Consider the following 15,069-nt stretch of genomic DNA (forward strand, 5'->3'; position numbering starts at 1 on the left):
ATGACGACCCAACAAGCTCCTGCCACACCCGACCTGCCGCTCGACATGATCATCTTCGGCGGCACCGGCGACCTGTCGTTCCGCAAGCTGCTGCCCGCGCTGTACATGGCGCATCTGCACTGCAACCTGCCGCCCGACACCCGCATTCTGACGATCGGGCGCAAGCCCTGGTCGCGCGAGGAATACATCAGCGAATTCATGGAGGAGAAGGCGAAACCGTTCATCGACAAAAAAGCGTTCGACGCGTCGGCGTGGGACAAATTCCTCGCGATTTTCGAATACGTGCGGATGGACGTCGATGCGGCCGAGGACTACCTGCGCCTGAAGGAAGCGTCGCGCGACGGCGTGAACCGCGTGTTCTATCTGGCGACGTCGCCGGATCTGTTCACCCATATCTGCGACAACCTGTCGTCGGCCGGGCTCGTCGACGGCAATTCGCGGGTGGTGCTCGAAAAGCCGCTCGGCCACGATCTCGCGTCCGCGCAGGAGATCAACAACGCGGTCGGCAAGCATTTCGAAGAAGCGCAGATCTACCGGATCGACCACTACCTCGGCAAGGAAACCGTGCAGAACCTGATGGTGCTGCGCTTCGGCAATCCGATTTTCGGGCCGCTGTGGCAGGCGCCATACATCAAGAGCGTGCAGATCACGGTGGCCGAAACGGTCGGCGTGGGCAGCCGCGCGGGGTTCTACGACAAGACCGGCGCGCTGCGCGACATGGTGCAGAACCACCTGCTGCAACTGCTGTGCATCGTCGCGATGGAGCCGCCGGTGTCGCTCGATCCCGACGCGGTGCGCGACGAAAAGCTGAAGGTGCTGCGCTCGCTGCGGCCGATGACGCCCGAGGACATCGCGCGCGACACGGTGCGCGGCCAGTACACGGCGGGCGCGGTGGATGGCGAGGCGGTCAAGGGCTACCTCGAGGAAGACAACGTGCCGTCGGGCAGCCGCGCCGAAACCTTTGTCGCGTTGCGCGCGCGGATCAACAACTGGCGCTGGGCCAACGTGCCGTTCTTCCTGCGCACCGGCAAGCGGATGCAGAAGAAGCTGTCGGAGATCGTCATCGAATTCTCCGATCTGCCGTTCTCGATCATCCCGAGCGGTGGACGAACCTACGGCAATCGTCTGGTGATCCAGTTGCAACCCGAAGAGTCGATCCAGTTGCAGGTGCTCGCGAAAGAGCCGGGCAGCGGCATGCACATGCTGCCGGTGAGCCTGAACCTCGACCTGCAGCAGGCGTTCACCGAGCGTCGCGCGGAAGCCTATGAGCGGCTTCTGATCGACGTGATCCGCGGACGTCTGACGCACTTCATGCGCCGCGACGAACTCGAAGCGGCATGGGCGTGGGCCGAGCCGATTCTCGAAGGCTGGGCGAAGTCGGGCGAGCGGCCGCGCTCATATTCGGCGGGCACGTTCGGACCGGCGGCATCGACCGCGTTGATGACGCGGGAGAACGCCGTGTGGGCGGAGGAATCGCAGTAACGGGCTTTTGACAGCGCGCTATTCGAAGCGGCTCGCGACGTTGCAATGGCGTCGCGAGCCGCTTTTGCGTGTGCTGTCGTTGCCGCGCTGATTATTCGTCATTCATACGGCTTGCGCCTATGACGGTTTCCTTGGCCGCGTCACTCAGCGGCATTCCAAACGGGGCATCGATGGGGCGAATTCTCGTGGCATTGATCTGGGCGGCAAGCGTGGCAATCACACTCGATCTCACGGCTTGCGCCAGCAGCAGTCTCGATGCCCGGAGCGATCCGCCGAAGGTGATCATCGACAGCGACTACAACACGCTCGGCGACGACGGTCAGCTCGGGGTGATGGCCGCGCAATTGCAGGCGCAGGGCTCGCTGAAAGTGCTCGGCATTACCGTGGTGTCGGGCAATCAGTGGCTGAAGCAAGGTGTTGCCGATGCGCTGAAATCGGTCGAACGACTCGGCGTCGAACAACAGATCGGCGTCTATGCGGGCGCCAACTACGCACTGACGCACGACTTCAAAACGATCCAGCGGGAACTGAAGGAATTCCCCGGCGGCGATGGCTATGTTGGCGCATGGAGCAGGCCCGAGCCGAAATCGGCTAGCGACCTCGTCGCGCCGCCGGACGGCTTCGCGACGCACACGAAGGTGCAGAGCCAGAGCGCGATCGACTTCATCGCCGAATCGGTCAAGCGGTACCCGGGCGAGGTGACGATCCTCGCGATCGGCCCGCTGACCAACATCGCATTGGCCACGCGCGAGCATCCCGAGATCGTGCCGCTGATCAAGCAGATCATTTACATGGGCGGCGCGATCGACGTGCGGGGCAATACCACGCCCGCCGCCGAATTCAACTGGTGGTTCGATCCCGCAGCGGCGAAAGCGGTGCTGCGTCTGCCGATCAAACAGACGGTGATTCCGCTCGACGTGACGGATACCGTGAAAATGGACAAGGCACTGTACGATCGCGTCGCGCACGATCCGGCGAAGCAGACCATCATCACGCAACTGTTCAGGACGCTGAACGGCTACGGATACGACGGCAAGAACGGCTTCGAGACCAATCCGAACTACACGACGAACATCTGGGACACGCTGACGCTCGCCTATCTGATGCATCCGTCGTTCGCGACGCAGACCGTCGAGGAGTGGGTGGATGTGGATACGGGCTTCGGCGCCAACGATGGCAAGGCAAGGGGCTACACGAGTTCACCGCCGCCGGGTTTGCAGAAGATGACGGTCGTCAAACGATTTGATAATCCGGCGTTTTTTAATTTCTATGTCGATCTGTTGACGCGGCCGGTGCCGGTGCGGCCGTTGGACTAGTCAACGCGCGAGCGCCGCGCGCCCGGACCCGCTTCACGCGGGATGCAGGCCGCGCAGCAACTGACGCACGCGCGACAGATCCTGCTCGACGTGCCCGGCTTTCTCGAACAGCTCCGCGAGCCAATCGACGAACGCGCGCACGCGCGGCGACACGCGGCGGTTCTTCACATACGCGACCGAGACCGGCATCGGCACGGGTTTCCATTGCGGCAGCACTTCATGCAGCAAGCCCGAATCGAGGTAAGGCTGCGCGGCGATGCGCGCGGGCTGGATCATGCCGAGGCCTTGCAGTCCGCAGGTCAGGTACGCCTGTTCGTCGCTGACTTGTACGAAGCCGTTGAGCTTGACCTTGCGCGCTTCGCCGCCCACTTCGAAATCGAAGTCGCATTCGCGGCCGCTATGCGGCGACACGCAGTTGACCGCGACGTGCGCGCGCAGATCGTCGAGATCGGCGGGCGTGCCGTGACGGGCCAGGTAGGCCGGACTCGCGCAGGTGACCTGATCTAGCGTGCCGAGTTGCCGCGCGACGAGATTGGAATCGGGCAATTCACCGAGCTGGATGCTGCAGTCGATTGCTTCGGAGACCAGATCGACGGTGCGGTTGCTGACGCCGATCGCGAGGTCGAGGTTCGGGTAACGGGTGTGGAACTCGTCTAGCGACGGCAGCACGATTGCACTCGCTACCGCGCTGGGCATTTCGATGCGGAGGCGGCCGGTGAGGTTGTCGGTCGAATTACGGAGGCTGGCTTCCATTTCGTCGATGTCGGCCAGGATTTGCGCGCAGCGTTCGTAATAGGCTGCGCCTTCTGGTGTGATGCTCAGGCGGCGCGTCGTGCGGACTAACAGCGCTGTGCCCAGCAGGGCTTCCAGGTTCTGGACGATCGTCGTCGCCGTTGCACGCGGAATGTTTAATGACTCCGCTGCGCGGGTGAAGCTGTTGGTGTCCACAATTCGGATGAATGTGCGCATTGCAGTTATTCTGTCGATCACTGGGATGCTCCAAATGGTTTTCTATTTTTTTGCCTGCGGCGGATTTGTCTTTGTTCTTGTGGTGTTGGCCTTTCCTTGATTTCTTGTCGGTCTATTAGCGTTGCCCCTGTGCGGGGCTGCCAGACTATCTTTTGATGTCGTCTGGTGTATTCTTTTGCTAATGAAATCAAAGACTTATGTCTTAGCACGTCCTGTCTTATCTCGCTGTGTCTTCGGCTGAACTAGTCTCGAATTAGTCTCGGCCGAAAAAACTGGAGACTGCGAAGTCTCCGCGATCTGACAAACGAACGGACTTGACATCATGGCAAAAGAACGAATCAACAGAGAACTGATCAGACGGCTCGAACGCGAGCGCGAAGCGACGATCAAAGCCGGCGGCCAGCCGCCGGCGCTGCGCGAAGTATACGACGACCAGCTGACCGGCTTCGGCGTACGCATCCGCGCAAACGGAACGCTGTCGTTTCTGTATCGCTGGACCGCGCCGGACGGCCAGCAGAAAATCACGATCGGCCGACCGCCGATGACCGTCGACGAAGCGCGCGACGCGATCCGCGCCTTTATCTCGCGCACCGATCACAAGGCCGACACAACGCCGGCGCGCGTCGCAAAGCACGAGCGACGCGTAGCAGACGCCAAGAACGTCGGGATGCCGACCGTCGGCGACTATCTCGATGGCGACTATCGGACGTTCTGGCTCGGTACGACCAAAAGCGAGACGCCCGAGGCGAATCTGAAACATATCCGCCGAGACTTCGCCGATCTGATGAACAGGCGGCTCGACGAAGTCTCGCGTCCGATGATGAAAAAATGGATCGAGAAACGTCTCGCGGACGGCTGCAAGCCGACAGGTATCAACCGCGTGCTCGGATCGATCGGCGGCCTGTTCACGTACGCCGTTGAGCACGAGATCGTGACCGCGAATCCGTGCGCGCGTCTGCGTTGCAAGGTCGATCCGGAAGATGACGAGCACGGCCGCGAACTGACCGCCGACGAAGAACAGCGGCTGCGCGCCGTGCTCGACGCGCGCGATGCGCGTATCCGCGAAACAGGCACAGACGGCCGCCGGCTGGCGGATCTGTCGAGCAGGCATCGGGCATTCGCTGACTACGTCAAGCCGGCGATTCTGTTCGCGCTCAATACCGGCCTTCGTCGTTCTGAACTGATGCGCGCGCGCTGGACCGCGATCGACTGGAAAGCGAAAACGTTCACCGTCGAACCGTGGACGACCAAGGTCAAGCGCTCGCGCGTGATACCGCTGAACGCCGAAGCGTTCGCGATCCTGAAGGCGTGGCGCGATCAGACGTTCAAACGGTTCGAATTCATCTTCACGAACGAACTGGGCGAGCCTGTGCGCGCCGTACGCGACTGGTCGAAGATCCTGACCGAAGCGCAGATCGAAGACTTCCGGTTCATGGATACACGTCATCACACGGCCACGCGTCTGATCAACGAAGGCGCGGCGCAGTATCACGTCCAGAAGTTGCTCGGTCACAAAGACAGCCGCATGACGCAGCGATACATGAAGGCGCGCGAGTCGAAACTCGCGGAAGCGATCGCGCTGCTCGATCGTTCGCGTACAGAGGCCGACGACGACAGCGTACAGGCCGCATAAACGAAAAGGCCCGCGCGGTGCGGGCCTTGTTGCCGGATCAGACGCCCGTCATTTGACGGGCTTTTTTTTCGTCCGTGCCGCGGCTTTGACGGGCTCGGGCCGCTGCTGCGCGACCGGCTGTTCTGCTGCTGGCGGCGCGCTCGTGCGCGTACGCGTGTGCGACTTCTCCCACTCGTCGACGGCGACGAGCGTGATGCGGACCTTGCGCGTACCGACGACGACTTCCGCCGGCCCCTCGCCTCTGGCTCGCAGGACGTAGTAATGCGACCGCGCAAACCCGTATCGCTCACAGAACTCGTTAATCGACAGCGACGCGATCGGTTCACTTATTGCCGGGCTATCCACCATCGTGACCCCCTCTCAGATTTTCAATCTCGATAAGATCCGCGACCGTATCGAAACAGACCTCGCACAGACCGCTGATGCGCGTCTCGATCCAGCCCGCATCGCTGAATACGTTCGCGTCGCTGAACACCTGGCCGCAGCAGCGACAGCGCGTTCGCTGCGCGCGCTCGTCTGGCGCTACCAGTTCGCCGGATCGAGACATGCCGCTTCTCCCCATGTGCAGACGCCACACATCGAGCCCGCGTACACGACCTTTCCGTCGAGTACGCCCGTTACACACGGCGTCTGTCCGCAGTTCTCGCACTCGCGGCCGTAGTCCGGCACCCACTCGTCGACAACGACAGCCTCGGGCAGGACGTCCGGCGCCCTGAACTTCGCGCGCCGCTTGGCGTTGCGTGATGACATTTGACGTCCCTCCCTTAAAGACAGCTTCCCGTCGATGCGATCCAGCGAACGAGCCAGATAACGCCCGCGCTCGCGCCCGTCATCACGAGCGCGAACAGGGCGATCGCCATCAGCACGATCATGGTGATGACGATCAGCCCACCCGGCGCAAGCGGTCGCGGGATACGTGGCTGCTCATTCATCGTCGTCGTCCGGCTTCTCGGCCTTGACGTCGACCGCGTCGCTCGAGTTCAGCGTCACCGGGATCTCGTGCTTGAGCAGGCCGACGAGTTTCGCCGTCTCGTCGGGGTTCGGCAGGATCTGCGCGCGCGCCAGGCACGAACACGTCCCGCCCTCCTTGACGAGTATCGCGAGCTTGCCGAACGTCGCGTCGGTGAACAGCAGATCGCCCTTCGTGCCGCGACCGTTACCCGTGTGCAGATGCAGGCCGACCGGCGCGAACTCGCCCGCCCAATGCAGCGTGCCCAGCTGCGGGTTCTTCACATGAGTCATGTGCCCATCGTCCGGCCCGAGCAGATCAGGATCGTCCGATACCGCGTACAGCGACGGCCGAAGCGTCGGGCTCAACTGGTCGAGCGCGTGGTTCGGCAGGTCAAAGCCGAGCTTGATGTCGACGGCCGTTTTTTCCTCGTCGCCATGCAGTTCGGTCCTGATGTTCAGATGCAGGATCTTCACCGGCACTTTGCTAAATTCCAGCATGGTCCTACTCCTTGATCGAAGCGGTAAAGTTGCGTGCTTCGCGATAGAAGCGCTCAAGCGTGAGGATCGCGGCTTCGTCTGTCAGGCGCGTGAGTTCTTCGTCGACGTCGAGCATCGCCTTGAATCCGGCATAGAACGCGATGCGCATCACCTGAAACTGGATAGGCGGCGCGTTCGACGAGATGCATTGCGCGGCGAATTCGGTCCAGCGGTCTTCCATCGTTTTCATTGCAGCGCCCTCAAGAGGTTGAACACGATCGCAACGCGAGCCGCATCCGCGCAGTCCGGATTGGCGTCGATCCAGTCCTGTTCGTCGGGCGTCGGCTCGCGCAGTTCGCCGCCTTCGTAGACCGACCACGTGCGGCAGTACAGACAGATCCCGACATCGCCATCGTGCGGAACGTGCGGGATCGAGCCGATCGCCGTCTGATCGTCGGTCGGCTTGTCACATACCCGGCAACGGATCCTGTTCACGGCTGGACTCCTGCGAAGGTCTCGTGGGCTTCGTGCGCGAGCAGACGCGCGAAGCGCTGCGCACGTTCCTCGAAGGTGCCGGCCGGCGCCAGCCGCTGGAGATCGTCGAGCAGCGCGCTACTCGCCACCGCGCGCGACACGCCGAACATATGCGCGATGCGCGCCTCGACGATGCACTCGCCAAGACCGATCAGGCCATGCACGAACTCACCGAGCGCGGAGTCGGGATCGATCGGAACGCGCGCGCCGGCGAACAGATCCGTGGGCGCGACCATGCGCAGCACGATGTCTCGAAGCCCGAACGAATCGATGCACTGATCGGCGCGCGGGCTATCGAAGGACGAGCAGACGACCTTCGAGAAAAGCTGGTACATGAGATCGTCGATCATCTCGCTCGACTCGTCATCGATCGCGGATCCGAACGCTTCTTCGATCTCGTCGCGCGTAGCGTATAGCGTCATGATGCGTCTCCCTTGTTGTCGAAGTCGGCCGCGAGCGTCGAGTACAACTCGCCCAGTTCAGTACGCAGCGTTTCGTCGCCGGTCACGGACTTGATCAGATCCGCCGCCGCGTCGAGTTCGTCCTTCGTTTTCGCGGTCTTCAGCCGGTCGGCGACGTCCGCGTATGTGTGCTGCGGCGCGTCTGACTTCCCGCTCGTAGCGGCGGCGGCCTTCGATTCCTTCTTCGCTTTCATGCGGGACTTGACCGTCTCGGCGCGCGAGCCGCCGCCGGCCGGCTGCGCGACGTTCGCCGCAGGATCGTCGCCGAGTTCGAACCACTCGGCCGGCGTCGACATGCCATCGCGCAGCGAGTTGTAAATCCGCTTGAGCGAGACCGCGAGCGCGGGCGTGAGCGCCGACATATGACGCTGGATACGCTTCTCGATCATCTCTTTCGTCACGCCGAACGTTGCGAAGCGCTCGATCATCTGCGCGATCAGTTCGTCGTTCACCTCGACCTTTGTCGCGAGCGTCGCCTCGCACTGGCGCACGGCCGTCTCGACGACATCGCCATCGATCAGCGCGAGGATGCAGGCGCGCTTGCGGCGCGCGCCGTAGTTCGCGATCAATTCGTAAATGTCGCGCTCGTCGCGCAACGCATAGCCGCCCTGTTTCGTGTCGCGCCAGTGGCGCACCGTGAACGTGCGCACGTCGCGATAGTTCGTCTCGTAGTCCCAGGCATACGCCAGACACTCCGACACGCCATCACGCCGGGAGAGCTCCTTGACGCCCGCTTCCATATTTCCCCAGCGCTTCGCGAGCGTCTCCGCCAGCCGGATCGACGGCCCGCTGATATCGTTCCCGCCGCGCGAGTACTGGTACGTCGATTCTTCGGCCAGTCCCGGGCGCATACAGTCCTGAAGGATCTTGTCCATCGCGCGACGCGGGTCCCGCGGCTGCGCCCGCGCGTACATCAGCGCCGCCTGAACCTCGGCGATGGCCTTCGACTGTTCGATCGCGATCAACGCGCCGGCGGCCGCCGGTTGCGATGGCTGGCTATCGAACGGATTCGCTGCGATAACGTCACTCATTGCGTGGCTCCTTTCTTCGCTGAAAACCGGAAGTCGACATACTTCATCGCTCCCACTTCGTACGCCTTACGCTCGATGATCTTTCGCGTGTAGCCGCCGCCGTTCGGCAGCAGACCGACCGACGCTTCGCCCATCAGGTGCAGGATTCTGGCCTTCGCTGCGTCCGCGCCTTTCTCGAATAGCTGGCTCTGTTCGGCAAAGTCGAGGCGCGCGTAGTGCAGCGCTTCGGCTTCGGCCGGCAGCGTGACCGTTTCGCCGTTCGTGCTCGGATACATCCGCCGTAGCAGCGGGATCGCGCTCGGATGGCGATAGTCGAGCGGCGGCGCTTCGTGACGCTCGACGTGGGCCCAGAAGTCCGCTTCGCCCTGTTCGATCAGGTCGATCATCTCGGCGTCGCGCTCGACGTGATAAACCTCGAGGCGGTTACCACCGATACAGGCCGCGAGATGCCACACGTCATAGCCCGAGACGGCCAGATAGTGCGCGCACTGGAGCATGTATTCCGGCGGGATCTCGTCGGAACCCGGCTCGCCCCATTCGCCGAAGCGATACGACAGCGCATCGACGTTCTTCGCTTCGAGTCCTTCGCGCTTGCCGTCGATCGTGCGGTCGTAGTTCGCCAGCATGTGCCCGTACTTCGGGTGATACGCGACCCGGTTGTGCCGGCGCAGCTTCACGCCGTAGCGTTGCGCGTACTCGTCGGCGATGACCTGTTCCATACGCTGGCCGAAGCGCATACGTTCCGCCTGATCAGGCAGCACGACCGCGTCGAACGTGTCGTCTGTTTTCTCCTGATACAGTGCAAACATCGTTTTGTGTCGCGACTGCCCGAGCGCCGCCGCGGCGTCCGAGCCGCCGACGCCTTTCTTTCGTTCTGCCAGCCATTCATCGCGTGAGCCCATTTCTTCCTCCGCTACAGAATCCATAACGATGCGCAAACGGCGATGCGCCTATGCCGTCGCTCCTGCTGCTAGTACCGCACGTTGCGCTGTACCTGCTGCGGCAGCCACGCCGACGAGATATCAACGCGCGGCGCGTCAAACTGCAGACGCATCGCGAGCCAGCGTCGACGAAGCGGACGCGGGATATCACGCAGTACGTGACGCCACGACATCGCCGAACGTTTTTCGAATCGAATAGCCATAGTCGGACCTCGCGCGTTCGCGATCGGATCGATCAGGTTGTGGGGTACTACGGGACGAGCGCGATCTAGTCGTCGTCGACGAACATCGGCTCGGGAAATGACGGACGCGGGACCGTGATTGATACGGGTCCCGGTGACGATCCTCGGTTATAGCAGGCCATTTTCTGTCTCACATATTGGTTATGTCCGGCGATATACAGCCTTTAGCCCGAAGACTTAAAAAGACGTCAATGGGCAATAAAGGACAGGGATGCCGGATGAAGATTGATCGTAGATTGCGTTTTAGCGAATTTCAATCACGATCTTTTTGGGGACAGGTATCGACATAACTAATGATGCGGCGCACAAACTGAATGATCCGACGAACGGGTGACTACGAATGTTCGGACAAAAATTGCCGCCTTTCCTGTCGGAGCCCTGTCGCAAGCCGGTCAAATCGGCAGAGGATTTGACAATCTGCCGCAAACGTTTCCATGTACCGGCCTGCACTACAGGATAAGTGTGGACACTGATCAGGGATTTCCCCTGACGATATTTTTGCGACGCACCAACGTTACCGGCCAAAAAAACTTTATAGGGACTTTCCCTGGTCGTTGCGCAGTGCACCAAAAAAACACCGCAAACGAGAATGGATATACGAGGACATACGAAGACATACGCGGATATTAAACGCGATGCTTCCCGAATTACGCTGCTTGAAATTAGGGCAGTTAATTCTATGCGCACCAAATTCCGGCCCATTGCGATTCCGATTTTTAGCGCCTACCGTTCTCCCTACTTTCAAGGTGTCTTTCTAGGGAGATCTAATCATGACTCAAGCTCGCAAGCCGAAAGAACGTCTGGTGCGGCTGCCCGAGGTCATGGCGCGCACGGGACTGGTCCGTGCTGCGATCTACGTCCGCATGAATGAAGGCACGTTCCCGCTCTCGCTCAAGATCGGCAAGAGCAGCGTCGCGTGGCGCGAGTCCGAGATCGACGCGTGGATCGTCGCGACGATCGCGGAAGCCGAGCGCCAGCGCGAGCGCGCTCGCAAGGGCGAAACAGAATGCGCGGCCTGACCGGGAGAACCGACATGCCACGCGCCCGCATGCTCAAGTACGAATTTTTCCGGAATGAATCGCTCGGCTACATGCCCCCGCATGCGCGCCTGCTGTTCGCCGGCCTGTGGTGTCTCGCCGACAAGGCGGGCCGGCTCGAAGATCGTCCAGGCATGATCAAGGGCTATCTGTTCGGCTTCGAAAACGACGTAACGCCCGAGGTCGTCGACGATCTGCTGACGCTGCTCGACGATGCCGATCTGATCCGCCGCTATCACGTCGAGGACGGCCGGTACATCTCGATCGTGAAGTGGACAACGCACCAGCATCCGCATCCGCGCGAAGTCGCGAGCAAGATTCCCGAACCGACGAAGGAAAGATCTAGGCATGGTCACGGCCATACCCACGCAAAGCCTAGACACGATCAAGGCGATGTCGAGGCAATGAACGGACATGGTCGAGACAACGCCGAGGACATGCTCAGCCCGTCTATGTCTTCTATGCCTTCTATGCCTTCTATGCCTTCTATAAAAACCAAGGGTACTAATGGAGATAGTGGTAAACCCGCGCGTGCGCGCGAACAAGCGCCCCATGTCTCTCCTACACGCCCCGGCTCGATCACGCAGACGATGCGCAAGGCGAACATCACCGGCGCGACGCCATCGAATCCGCGGATCGTCGCCCTGGCCGATACGGGCGTAACGCTCGATCTCGTAAGCGACGCGTGCGAAGAGGCGCATCGCCAGCATCCCGACGAGTCGATCAGCGCGGCGTACGTCTGCACGATCCTCGAGCGCTGGCAACGCGAGCCGCACCACGCGAACGGGCACGGCCACGAAAACGGACATGCGCCCGTGTTCGATGAACGTGCGAAGGATCGCAAGCGAGCGGGCGACGAGCTAACGGGTCGTGCGCGTCGAGCGCGCGAAGCTGCCGGTGGCGATGTGATCGACGTTGCGATGCAGGAGATCGGCCATGAACCGCGCCATTCCTGAGCATTGGATCGAGCGCCTGTTCGCGCGCATGGAGTCGATCTACGGCGCGCGCTTTCACGACATGTGGCGCGGTGGCGAGATCGTCGAGATCAAGGCGACGTGGCGCGAAGGTCTCGCGAACGTTACCGACGAAGGCCTGAAGCGTGGCGTGGCTGCCCTGTTCCACGAGCAGCATCCGCCGACGCTCCCGCGCTTCATCGAGCTTTGCCGGCCGCAGCCAGCGATGTACACGCCGAACGCCGCAGCGCTGACCGACGATCGACGCTCGTCGCCGGAAGTCGCGCGCGAGCAGCTGGCGAAGATCCGCGAGACGGCGAACGGCCTGCTACGCCAGCACGGCGCACCGGCCGGCGGCGGTATCCGCTGGGCGTATCGGCTACTGCAGCGCGCGAGCGATGGCGAGCACATCACGGCGCATCAGATCGCCTTCGCGAAGGAAGCGATCGAGAACTACAGCCGCACGCACGGCCGTATCGAACGCCCGCGCGAACCGGGAAGCGATGACGAAGACTGCGTTGCACCTGCAACGTGTTCAACCGAAGAACAGGAGTGACCGCCATGAAATTCGAGAACGATCTGAGAACGCGCGCCGAGATGCTGGTCCTGTCCGCACTTCTGCAGGACAACGGCTCGATCCGTCACATCGCATCGCTCACGCCGCTGCACTTTTCGCACGACACGCACGGCCAGATCTTTCGCCACATCGTGACGTTGATCGAGGCGCGTGTACCGGCCGATCTCGTGACCGTGTACGAATCGATGGGACGTAGCCGGCAACGTCTGCGTCATGTCGATCTGCTGGCGTACCTGGGCGAACTGTGCCGACTGCCCGCGAGGCCCGCGAACATCGGTTACTACGCAGTCGCGCTCGTCGACGAAGGACTCGTGCGTACCGCGATCAGGGTGATCCCGGTGCGCGTCGAAACCGAGCGCAGCCTGTCGAAGTGCCGTCTGCGTTTCAACGCCGGCGACCCGGCGCTGTGGGGCTGATCATGCGCGTCGCGTTCACGCTCCTGGGCGAACCTGCATCGAAGGCGAACAGCCGCGAGATCGTTACGCGCAAGATCCGCAGCAAGGTCGACGGCACGCTCAGGACCCGGCCGATGTCGATCAAGAGCGACAAGGCGCGCGACTACGAACGCGATGCGCTCAAGCAGATCCCGCCCGCGGCGCGCGTTCGCATGGAAGGACCTGTGCGCGTCACGCTGCGGATCTGGTACGCGACAGAACGGCCGGATCTCGACGAAAGCGTGATCCTCGACGTGATGCAGGACCGTTATCGCACGATCAACCGCAAGGGCGTCGAGTGCCGCGAACTGGTCTATCACGGCGTGTATCGCAACGATCGGCAGGTTCGCCAGAAGTTTGTTTTTCACGGGATCGACGCGATCAATCCGCGCGCCGAGATTGTCGTCGAGTCATTGCAGGCGCAACAACTCGCGCTCGCGCTCGATCCAGCCTATGACCCACTCACGGAATTTGCATGAATACCCGAGTACGCACCGAGCAGCTATACGACCACGCCCACATGAAGGCGTTGCGATACGAGAACGAGCGACTGCGCGAAGCGTTGCGTTTGATCGGCGAGATGGGCGAAACGAGCACGAGCGCGCTCACGCTGACCGATGTCGCACGGACCGCGCGCATCGCGCTCGCGACGGCTCACGTCCTGCCGGACCCGGAACTGAGCCTCGATAAAAAAGGATAAGGACACGCCGACTGTCGACTATCACCACTGACGACATAGCAGGACGCCTAAAGATACGCACGGATATACGTGGACACTACAGGACAATATGTGTGGCAATGCTAACGATCCCGTTCCACGTGGAACCCTTGCAATAAGCGATCAGCCGATCTATAACCGCAGACAAGATCCGTGCGCGTGCAACCAGATCGCGTCACTCCGTAGAAGCGCCACGTGGTAGTACCGAGGCCCGCGCCGGTTGATCCGGTTGCGGGCTTCGCCGTATGTGGTGGGCAGATATCGAGCGAGCAGAACAATGTCCGGCAAATGGTCAGCGCTGTACGCAATGCCGCAATGGCGAAAGCTACGGCGCGAACATCTGCGCGAATATCCGCACTGCGTGACGTGCCTCGAACAGGGTCTGTTCACCGACGCGACGATCGTCGACCACAAGCGACCGCACCGCGGCAGTCTGCGTCTGTTCCTCGATCCGTCGAATCTGCAATCCCTGTGCAAGCCGCATCACGACTCGACCAAGCAATGGGAAGAGAAGCGCGGCGTCTCGGCTGGCTGCGATGCGGACGGCAATCCGCTCGACTCGCGTCATCCGTGGAACGCGATCGAGGCACCGCGACGACGATGACCCCCGCGACGCGGGCGCAGCCGGCGCGGCAGGGGCGGATCGAAACACCGGCCCGATCACACCCCGCACCCCCCGTCCTGTTTTATTTTCAAAAACGCATTTGTAACTTTGGGGGTCGAACCGTGGCACGTAGCAGCAACGCCAAGCGCGCGAGCGCAGCCGAGCCGGAACACGTCCCGGGCGAGCCAGAATCGCCCACAGGCGTTCCGTGGCCCGCGTGGAATGTCGAACGTCGAGCGCTGGCGTCGCTCGTCCCGTACGCGCGTAACGCGCGATTGCACAGCGACGCGCAGGTCGCGCAGATCGCCGCATCGATGCGCGAGTGGGGATGGGTCCATCCGATCCTCGTGAGCGAGGACGACACGATCATCGCCGGACACGGCCGCGTGCTCGCGGGTCTGAAGCTCGGACTCGTCGAAGCGCCTGTGACGGTCGCGCGCGGCTGGAGCGACGGGAAGATCCGCGCGTTCGTCATCGCCGACAACAAGCTCGCAGAGAACGCGGCGTGGGACCGCGAGATGCTAGGCGCTGAACTGGCCGATCTGCGCGACTCGTTCGACCTGTCGCTGACGGGCTTCACGGTGGGCGAGATCGACGCGCTATGCGTCGCGGAACTGCCCGAGCTAGGCGTCGAGTACGACGAGAGCGCGGCGGGCGCCGTGAAGATGATCGAGTGCCCGCAGTGCGGCCACAAGTTCCCGAGGTGATG

At 62.1% G+C, this 15,069-nt stretch carries 22 protein-coding genes; 11 read left to right on the forward strand and 11 right to left on the reverse strand.

The window, feature by feature from the left end:
* Together zwf and OKW41_RS10245 are read left to right on the forward strand one after the other, a co-directional pair.
* A complete protein-coding gene (zwf, locus tag OKW41_RS10240) occupies positions 1-1,482 on the forward strand; it encodes a glucose-6-phosphate dehydrogenase (RefSeq protein WP_429572375.1) in 1,482 nt (493 codons plus the stop codon).
* A 170-nt stretch (positions 1,483-1,652) separates the two neighbouring features.
* Positions 1,653-2,798: a nucleoside hydrolase gene (locus tag OKW41_RS10245; protein WP_429446991.1), complete on the forward strand. Its 1,146-nt coding sequence runs from the start codon at positions 1,653-1,655 to the stop codon at positions 2,796-2,798.
* 33 nt (positions 2,799-2,831) lie between these two features.
* Here OKW41_RS10245 and OKW41_RS10250 read toward each other — a convergent pair whose 3' ends face one another.
* Complete coding sequence (locus OKW41_RS10250; RefSeq protein ID WP_429365344.1) at positions 2,832-3,788, reverse strand: LysR family transcriptional regulator; 957 nt, start codon at positions 3,786-3,788, stop codon at positions 2,832-2,834.
* 301 nt (positions 3,789-4,089) lie between these two features.
* Between OKW41_RS10250 and OKW41_RS10255 the strand changes: the two genes are divergently transcribed.
* Positions 4,090-5,400, forward strand: coding sequence for a tyrosine-type recombinase/integrase (locus OKW41_RS10255; protein ID WP_429572376.1), 1,311 nt, complete (start codon positions 4,090-4,092; stop codon positions 5,398-5,400).
* Between the two features lie 48 nt (positions 5,401-5,448).
* Here OKW41_RS10255 and OKW41_RS10260 read toward each other — a convergent pair whose 3' ends face one another.
* From OKW41_RS10260 to OKW41_RS10305, 10 genes are all read right to left on the reverse strand, one after another.
* Positions 5,449-5,748, reverse strand: coding sequence for a helix-turn-helix transcriptional regulator (locus OKW41_RS10260; protein WP_429572377.1), 300 nt, complete (start codon positions 5,746-5,748; stop codon positions 5,449-5,451).
* Positions 5,749-5,922: 174 nt separating this feature from the next.
* Entirely contained in the window at positions 5,923-6,150 is a 228-nt protein-coding gene (locus OKW41_RS10265) for a hypothetical protein (protein ID WP_429572378.1), read from the reverse strand.
* Positions 6,151-6,164: 14 nt separating this feature from the next.
* Positions 6,165-6,332 carry a hypothetical protein gene (locus tag OKW41_RS10270; protein WP_429572379.1) on the reverse strand — a complete coding sequence of 56 codons (168 nt, stop codon included), beginning with the start codon at positions 6,330-6,332 and terminating at the stop codon, positions 6,165-6,167.
* Positions 6,325-6,849, reverse strand: coding sequence for a hypothetical protein (locus OKW41_RS10275; RefSeq protein ID WP_429572380.1), 525 nt, complete (start codon positions 6,847-6,849; stop codon positions 6,325-6,327). The genes OKW41_RS10270 and OKW41_RS10275 overlap by 8 nt, the downstream gene beginning before the upstream one ends.
* Before the next feature lie 4 nt (positions 6,850-6,853).
* Positions 6,854-7,078, reverse strand: a complete 225-nt coding sequence (locus OKW41_RS10280) for a hypothetical protein (protein WP_429572381.1) — start codon at positions 7,076-7,078, stop codon at positions 6,854-6,856.
* Complete coding sequence (locus tag OKW41_RS10285) at positions 7,075-7,323, reverse strand: hypothetical protein (RefSeq protein WP_429572382.1); 249 nt, start codon at positions 7,321-7,323, stop codon at positions 7,075-7,077. The genes OKW41_RS10280 and OKW41_RS10285 overlap by 4 nt, the downstream gene beginning before the upstream one ends.
* The gene (locus OKW41_RS10290) at positions 7,320-7,784 is read right to left on the reverse strand and encodes a hypothetical protein (RefSeq protein WP_429572383.1); all 465 of its coding nucleotides are present in this window, start codon (positions 7,782-7,784) and stop codon (positions 7,320-7,322) included. The genes OKW41_RS10285 and OKW41_RS10290 overlap by 4 nt, the downstream gene beginning before the upstream one ends.
* Positions 7,781-8,854, reverse strand: coding sequence for a hypothetical protein (locus OKW41_RS10295; RefSeq protein WP_429572384.1), 1,074 nt, complete (start codon positions 8,852-8,854; stop codon positions 7,781-7,783). The genes OKW41_RS10290 and OKW41_RS10295 overlap by 4 nt, the downstream gene beginning before the upstream one ends.
* Positions 8,851-9,756 carry a YqaJ viral recombinase family protein gene (locus tag OKW41_RS10300; protein WP_429572385.1) on the reverse strand — a complete coding sequence of 302 codons (906 nt, stop codon included), beginning with the start codon at positions 9,754-9,756 and terminating at the stop codon, positions 8,851-8,853. Before OKW41_RS10300 ends, OKW41_RS10295 begins: the two co-directional genes overlap by 4 nt.
* 68 nt (positions 9,757-9,824) lie before the next feature.
* Positions 9,825-9,998: a hypothetical protein gene (locus OKW41_RS10305; RefSeq protein WP_429572386.1), complete on the reverse strand. Its 174-nt coding sequence runs from the start codon at positions 9,996-9,998 to the stop codon at positions 9,825-9,827.
* A gap of 809 nt (positions 9,999-10,807) precedes the next feature.
* On the opposite strand from OKW41_RS10305, the gene OKW41_RS10310 reads away from it, so the two are divergent.
* From OKW41_RS10310 to OKW41_RS10345, 8 genes are all read left to right on the forward strand, one after another.
* On the forward strand, positions 10,808-11,056 hold the full coding sequence (locus OKW41_RS10310; protein ID WP_429572387.1) for an AlpA family phage regulatory protein: 249 nt from the start codon (positions 10,808-10,810) through the stop codon (positions 11,054-11,056).
* Positions 11,057-11,070: 14 nt separating this feature from the next.
* Positions 11,071-12,030, forward strand: a complete 960-nt coding sequence (locus OKW41_RS10315) for a hypothetical protein (protein WP_429572388.1) — start codon at positions 11,071-11,073, stop codon at positions 12,028-12,030.
* Entirely contained in the window at positions 12,011-12,583 is a 573-nt protein-coding gene (locus tag OKW41_RS10320; RefSeq protein WP_429572389.1) for a hypothetical protein, read from the forward strand. Before OKW41_RS10315 ends, OKW41_RS10320 begins: the two co-directional genes overlap by 20 nt.
* Positions 12,584-12,588: 5 nt before the next feature.
* Entirely contained in the window at positions 12,589-13,020 is a 432-nt protein-coding gene (locus tag OKW41_RS10325) for a DnaB-like helicase N-terminal domain-containing protein (RefSeq protein ID WP_429572390.1), read from the forward strand.
* 2 nt (positions 13,021-13,022) lie between these two features.
* Positions 13,023-13,517 (forward strand): hypothetical protein, encoded by a 495-nt coding sequence (locus OKW41_RS10330; RefSeq protein WP_429572391.1) that lies wholly within the window; start codon positions 13,023-13,025, stop codon positions 13,515-13,517.
* Positions 13,514-13,738, forward strand: coding sequence for a hypothetical protein (locus tag OKW41_RS10335; protein WP_429572392.1), 225 nt, complete (start codon positions 13,514-13,516; stop codon positions 13,736-13,738). Before OKW41_RS10330 ends, OKW41_RS10335 begins: the two co-directional genes overlap by 4 nt.
* Before the next feature lie 295 nt (positions 13,739-14,033).
* Complete coding sequence (locus tag OKW41_RS10340; RefSeq protein WP_429572393.1) at positions 14,034-14,360, forward strand: HNH endonuclease signature motif containing protein; 327 nt, start codon at positions 14,034-14,036, stop codon at positions 14,358-14,360.
* Between the two features lie 122 nt (positions 14,361-14,482).
* Positions 14,483-15,067, forward strand: coding sequence for a ParB/Srx family N-terminal domain-containing protein (locus OKW41_RS10345; RefSeq protein ID WP_429572394.1), 585 nt, complete (start codon positions 14,483-14,485; stop codon positions 15,065-15,067).
* Positions 15,068-15,069 lie beyond the last annotated feature (2 nt).

Source organism: Paraburkholderia sp. UCT70 (assembly GCF_050434085.1).
GTDB classification, from domain to species: Bacteria; Pseudomonadota; Gammaproteobacteria; order Burkholderiales; family Burkholderiaceae; genus Paraburkholderia; species Paraburkholderia tuberum.

Excerpts from the sequence above, each read along its gene's own strand:
- zwf (WP_429572375.1), top strand. The coding sequence starts at position 1 with ATGACGACCCAACAAGCTCCTGCCACACCCGACCTGCCGCTCGACATG.
- OKW41_RS10245 (WP_429446991.1), top strand. The coding sequence starts at position 1,653 with ATGGGGCGAATTCTCGTGGCATTGATCTGGGCGGCAAGCGTGGCAATC.
- OKW41_RS10255 (WP_429572376.1), top strand. The coding sequence starts at position 4,090 with ATGGCAAAAGAACGAATCAACAGAGAACTGATCAGACGGCTCGAACGC.
- OKW41_RS10260 (WP_429572377.1), bottom strand. The coding sequence starts at position 5,748 with ATGGTGGATAGCCCGGCAATAAGTGAACCGATCGCGTCGCTGTCGATT.
- OKW41_RS10265 (WP_429572378.1), bottom strand. The coding sequence starts at position 6,150 with ATGTCATCACGCAACGCCAAGCGGCGCGCGAAGTTCAGGGCGCCGGAC.
- OKW41_RS10270 (WP_429572379.1), bottom strand. The coding sequence starts at position 6,332 with ATGAATGAGCAGCCACGTATCCCGCGACCGCTTGCGCCGGGTGGGCTG.
- OKW41_RS10275 (WP_429572380.1), bottom strand. The coding sequence starts at position 6,849 with ATGCTGGAATTTAGCAAAGTGCCGGTGAAGATCCTGCATCTGAACATC.
- OKW41_RS10280 (WP_429572381.1), bottom strand. The coding sequence starts at position 7,078 with ATGAAAACGATGGAAGACCGCTGGACCGAATTCGCCGCGCAATGCATC.
- OKW41_RS10290 (WP_429572383.1), bottom strand. The coding sequence starts at position 7,784 with ATGACGCTATACGCTACGCGCGACGAGATCGAAGAAGCGTTCGGATCC.
- OKW41_RS10295 (WP_429572384.1), bottom strand. The coding sequence starts at position 8,854 with ATGAGTGACGTTATCGCAGCGAATCCGTTCGATAGCCAGCCATCGCAA.
- OKW41_RS10300 (WP_429572385.1), bottom strand. The coding sequence starts at position 9,756 with ATGGGCTCACGCGATGAATGGCTGGCAGAACGAAAGAAAGGCGTCGGC.
- OKW41_RS10305 (WP_429572386.1), bottom strand. The coding sequence starts at position 9,998 with ATGGCTATTCGATTCGAAAAACGTTCGGCGATGTCGTGGCGTCACGTA.
- OKW41_RS10310 (WP_429572387.1), top strand. The coding sequence starts at position 10,808 with ATGACTCAAGCTCGCAAGCCGAAAGAACGTCTGGTGCGGCTGCCCGAG.
- OKW41_RS10315 (WP_429572388.1), top strand. The coding sequence starts at position 11,071 with ATGCCACGCGCCCGCATGCTCAAGTACGAATTTTTCCGGAATGAATCG.
- OKW41_RS10320 (WP_429572389.1), top strand. The coding sequence starts at position 12,011 with ATGAACCGCGCCATTCCTGAGCATTGGATCGAGCGCCTGTTCGCGCGC.
- OKW41_RS10325 (WP_429572390.1), top strand. The coding sequence starts at position 12,589 with ATGAAATTCGAGAACGATCTGAGAACGCGCGCCGAGATGCTGGTCCTG.
- OKW41_RS10330 (WP_429572391.1), top strand. The coding sequence starts at position 13,023 with ATGCGCGTCGCGTTCACGCTCCTGGGCGAACCTGCATCGAAGGCGAAC.
- OKW41_RS10335 (WP_429572392.1), top strand. The coding sequence starts at position 13,514 with ATGAATACCCGAGTACGCACCGAGCAGCTATACGACCACGCCCACATG.
- OKW41_RS10340 (WP_429572393.1), top strand. The coding sequence starts at position 14,034 with ATGTCCGGCAAATGGTCAGCGCTGTACGCAATGCCGCAATGGCGAAAG.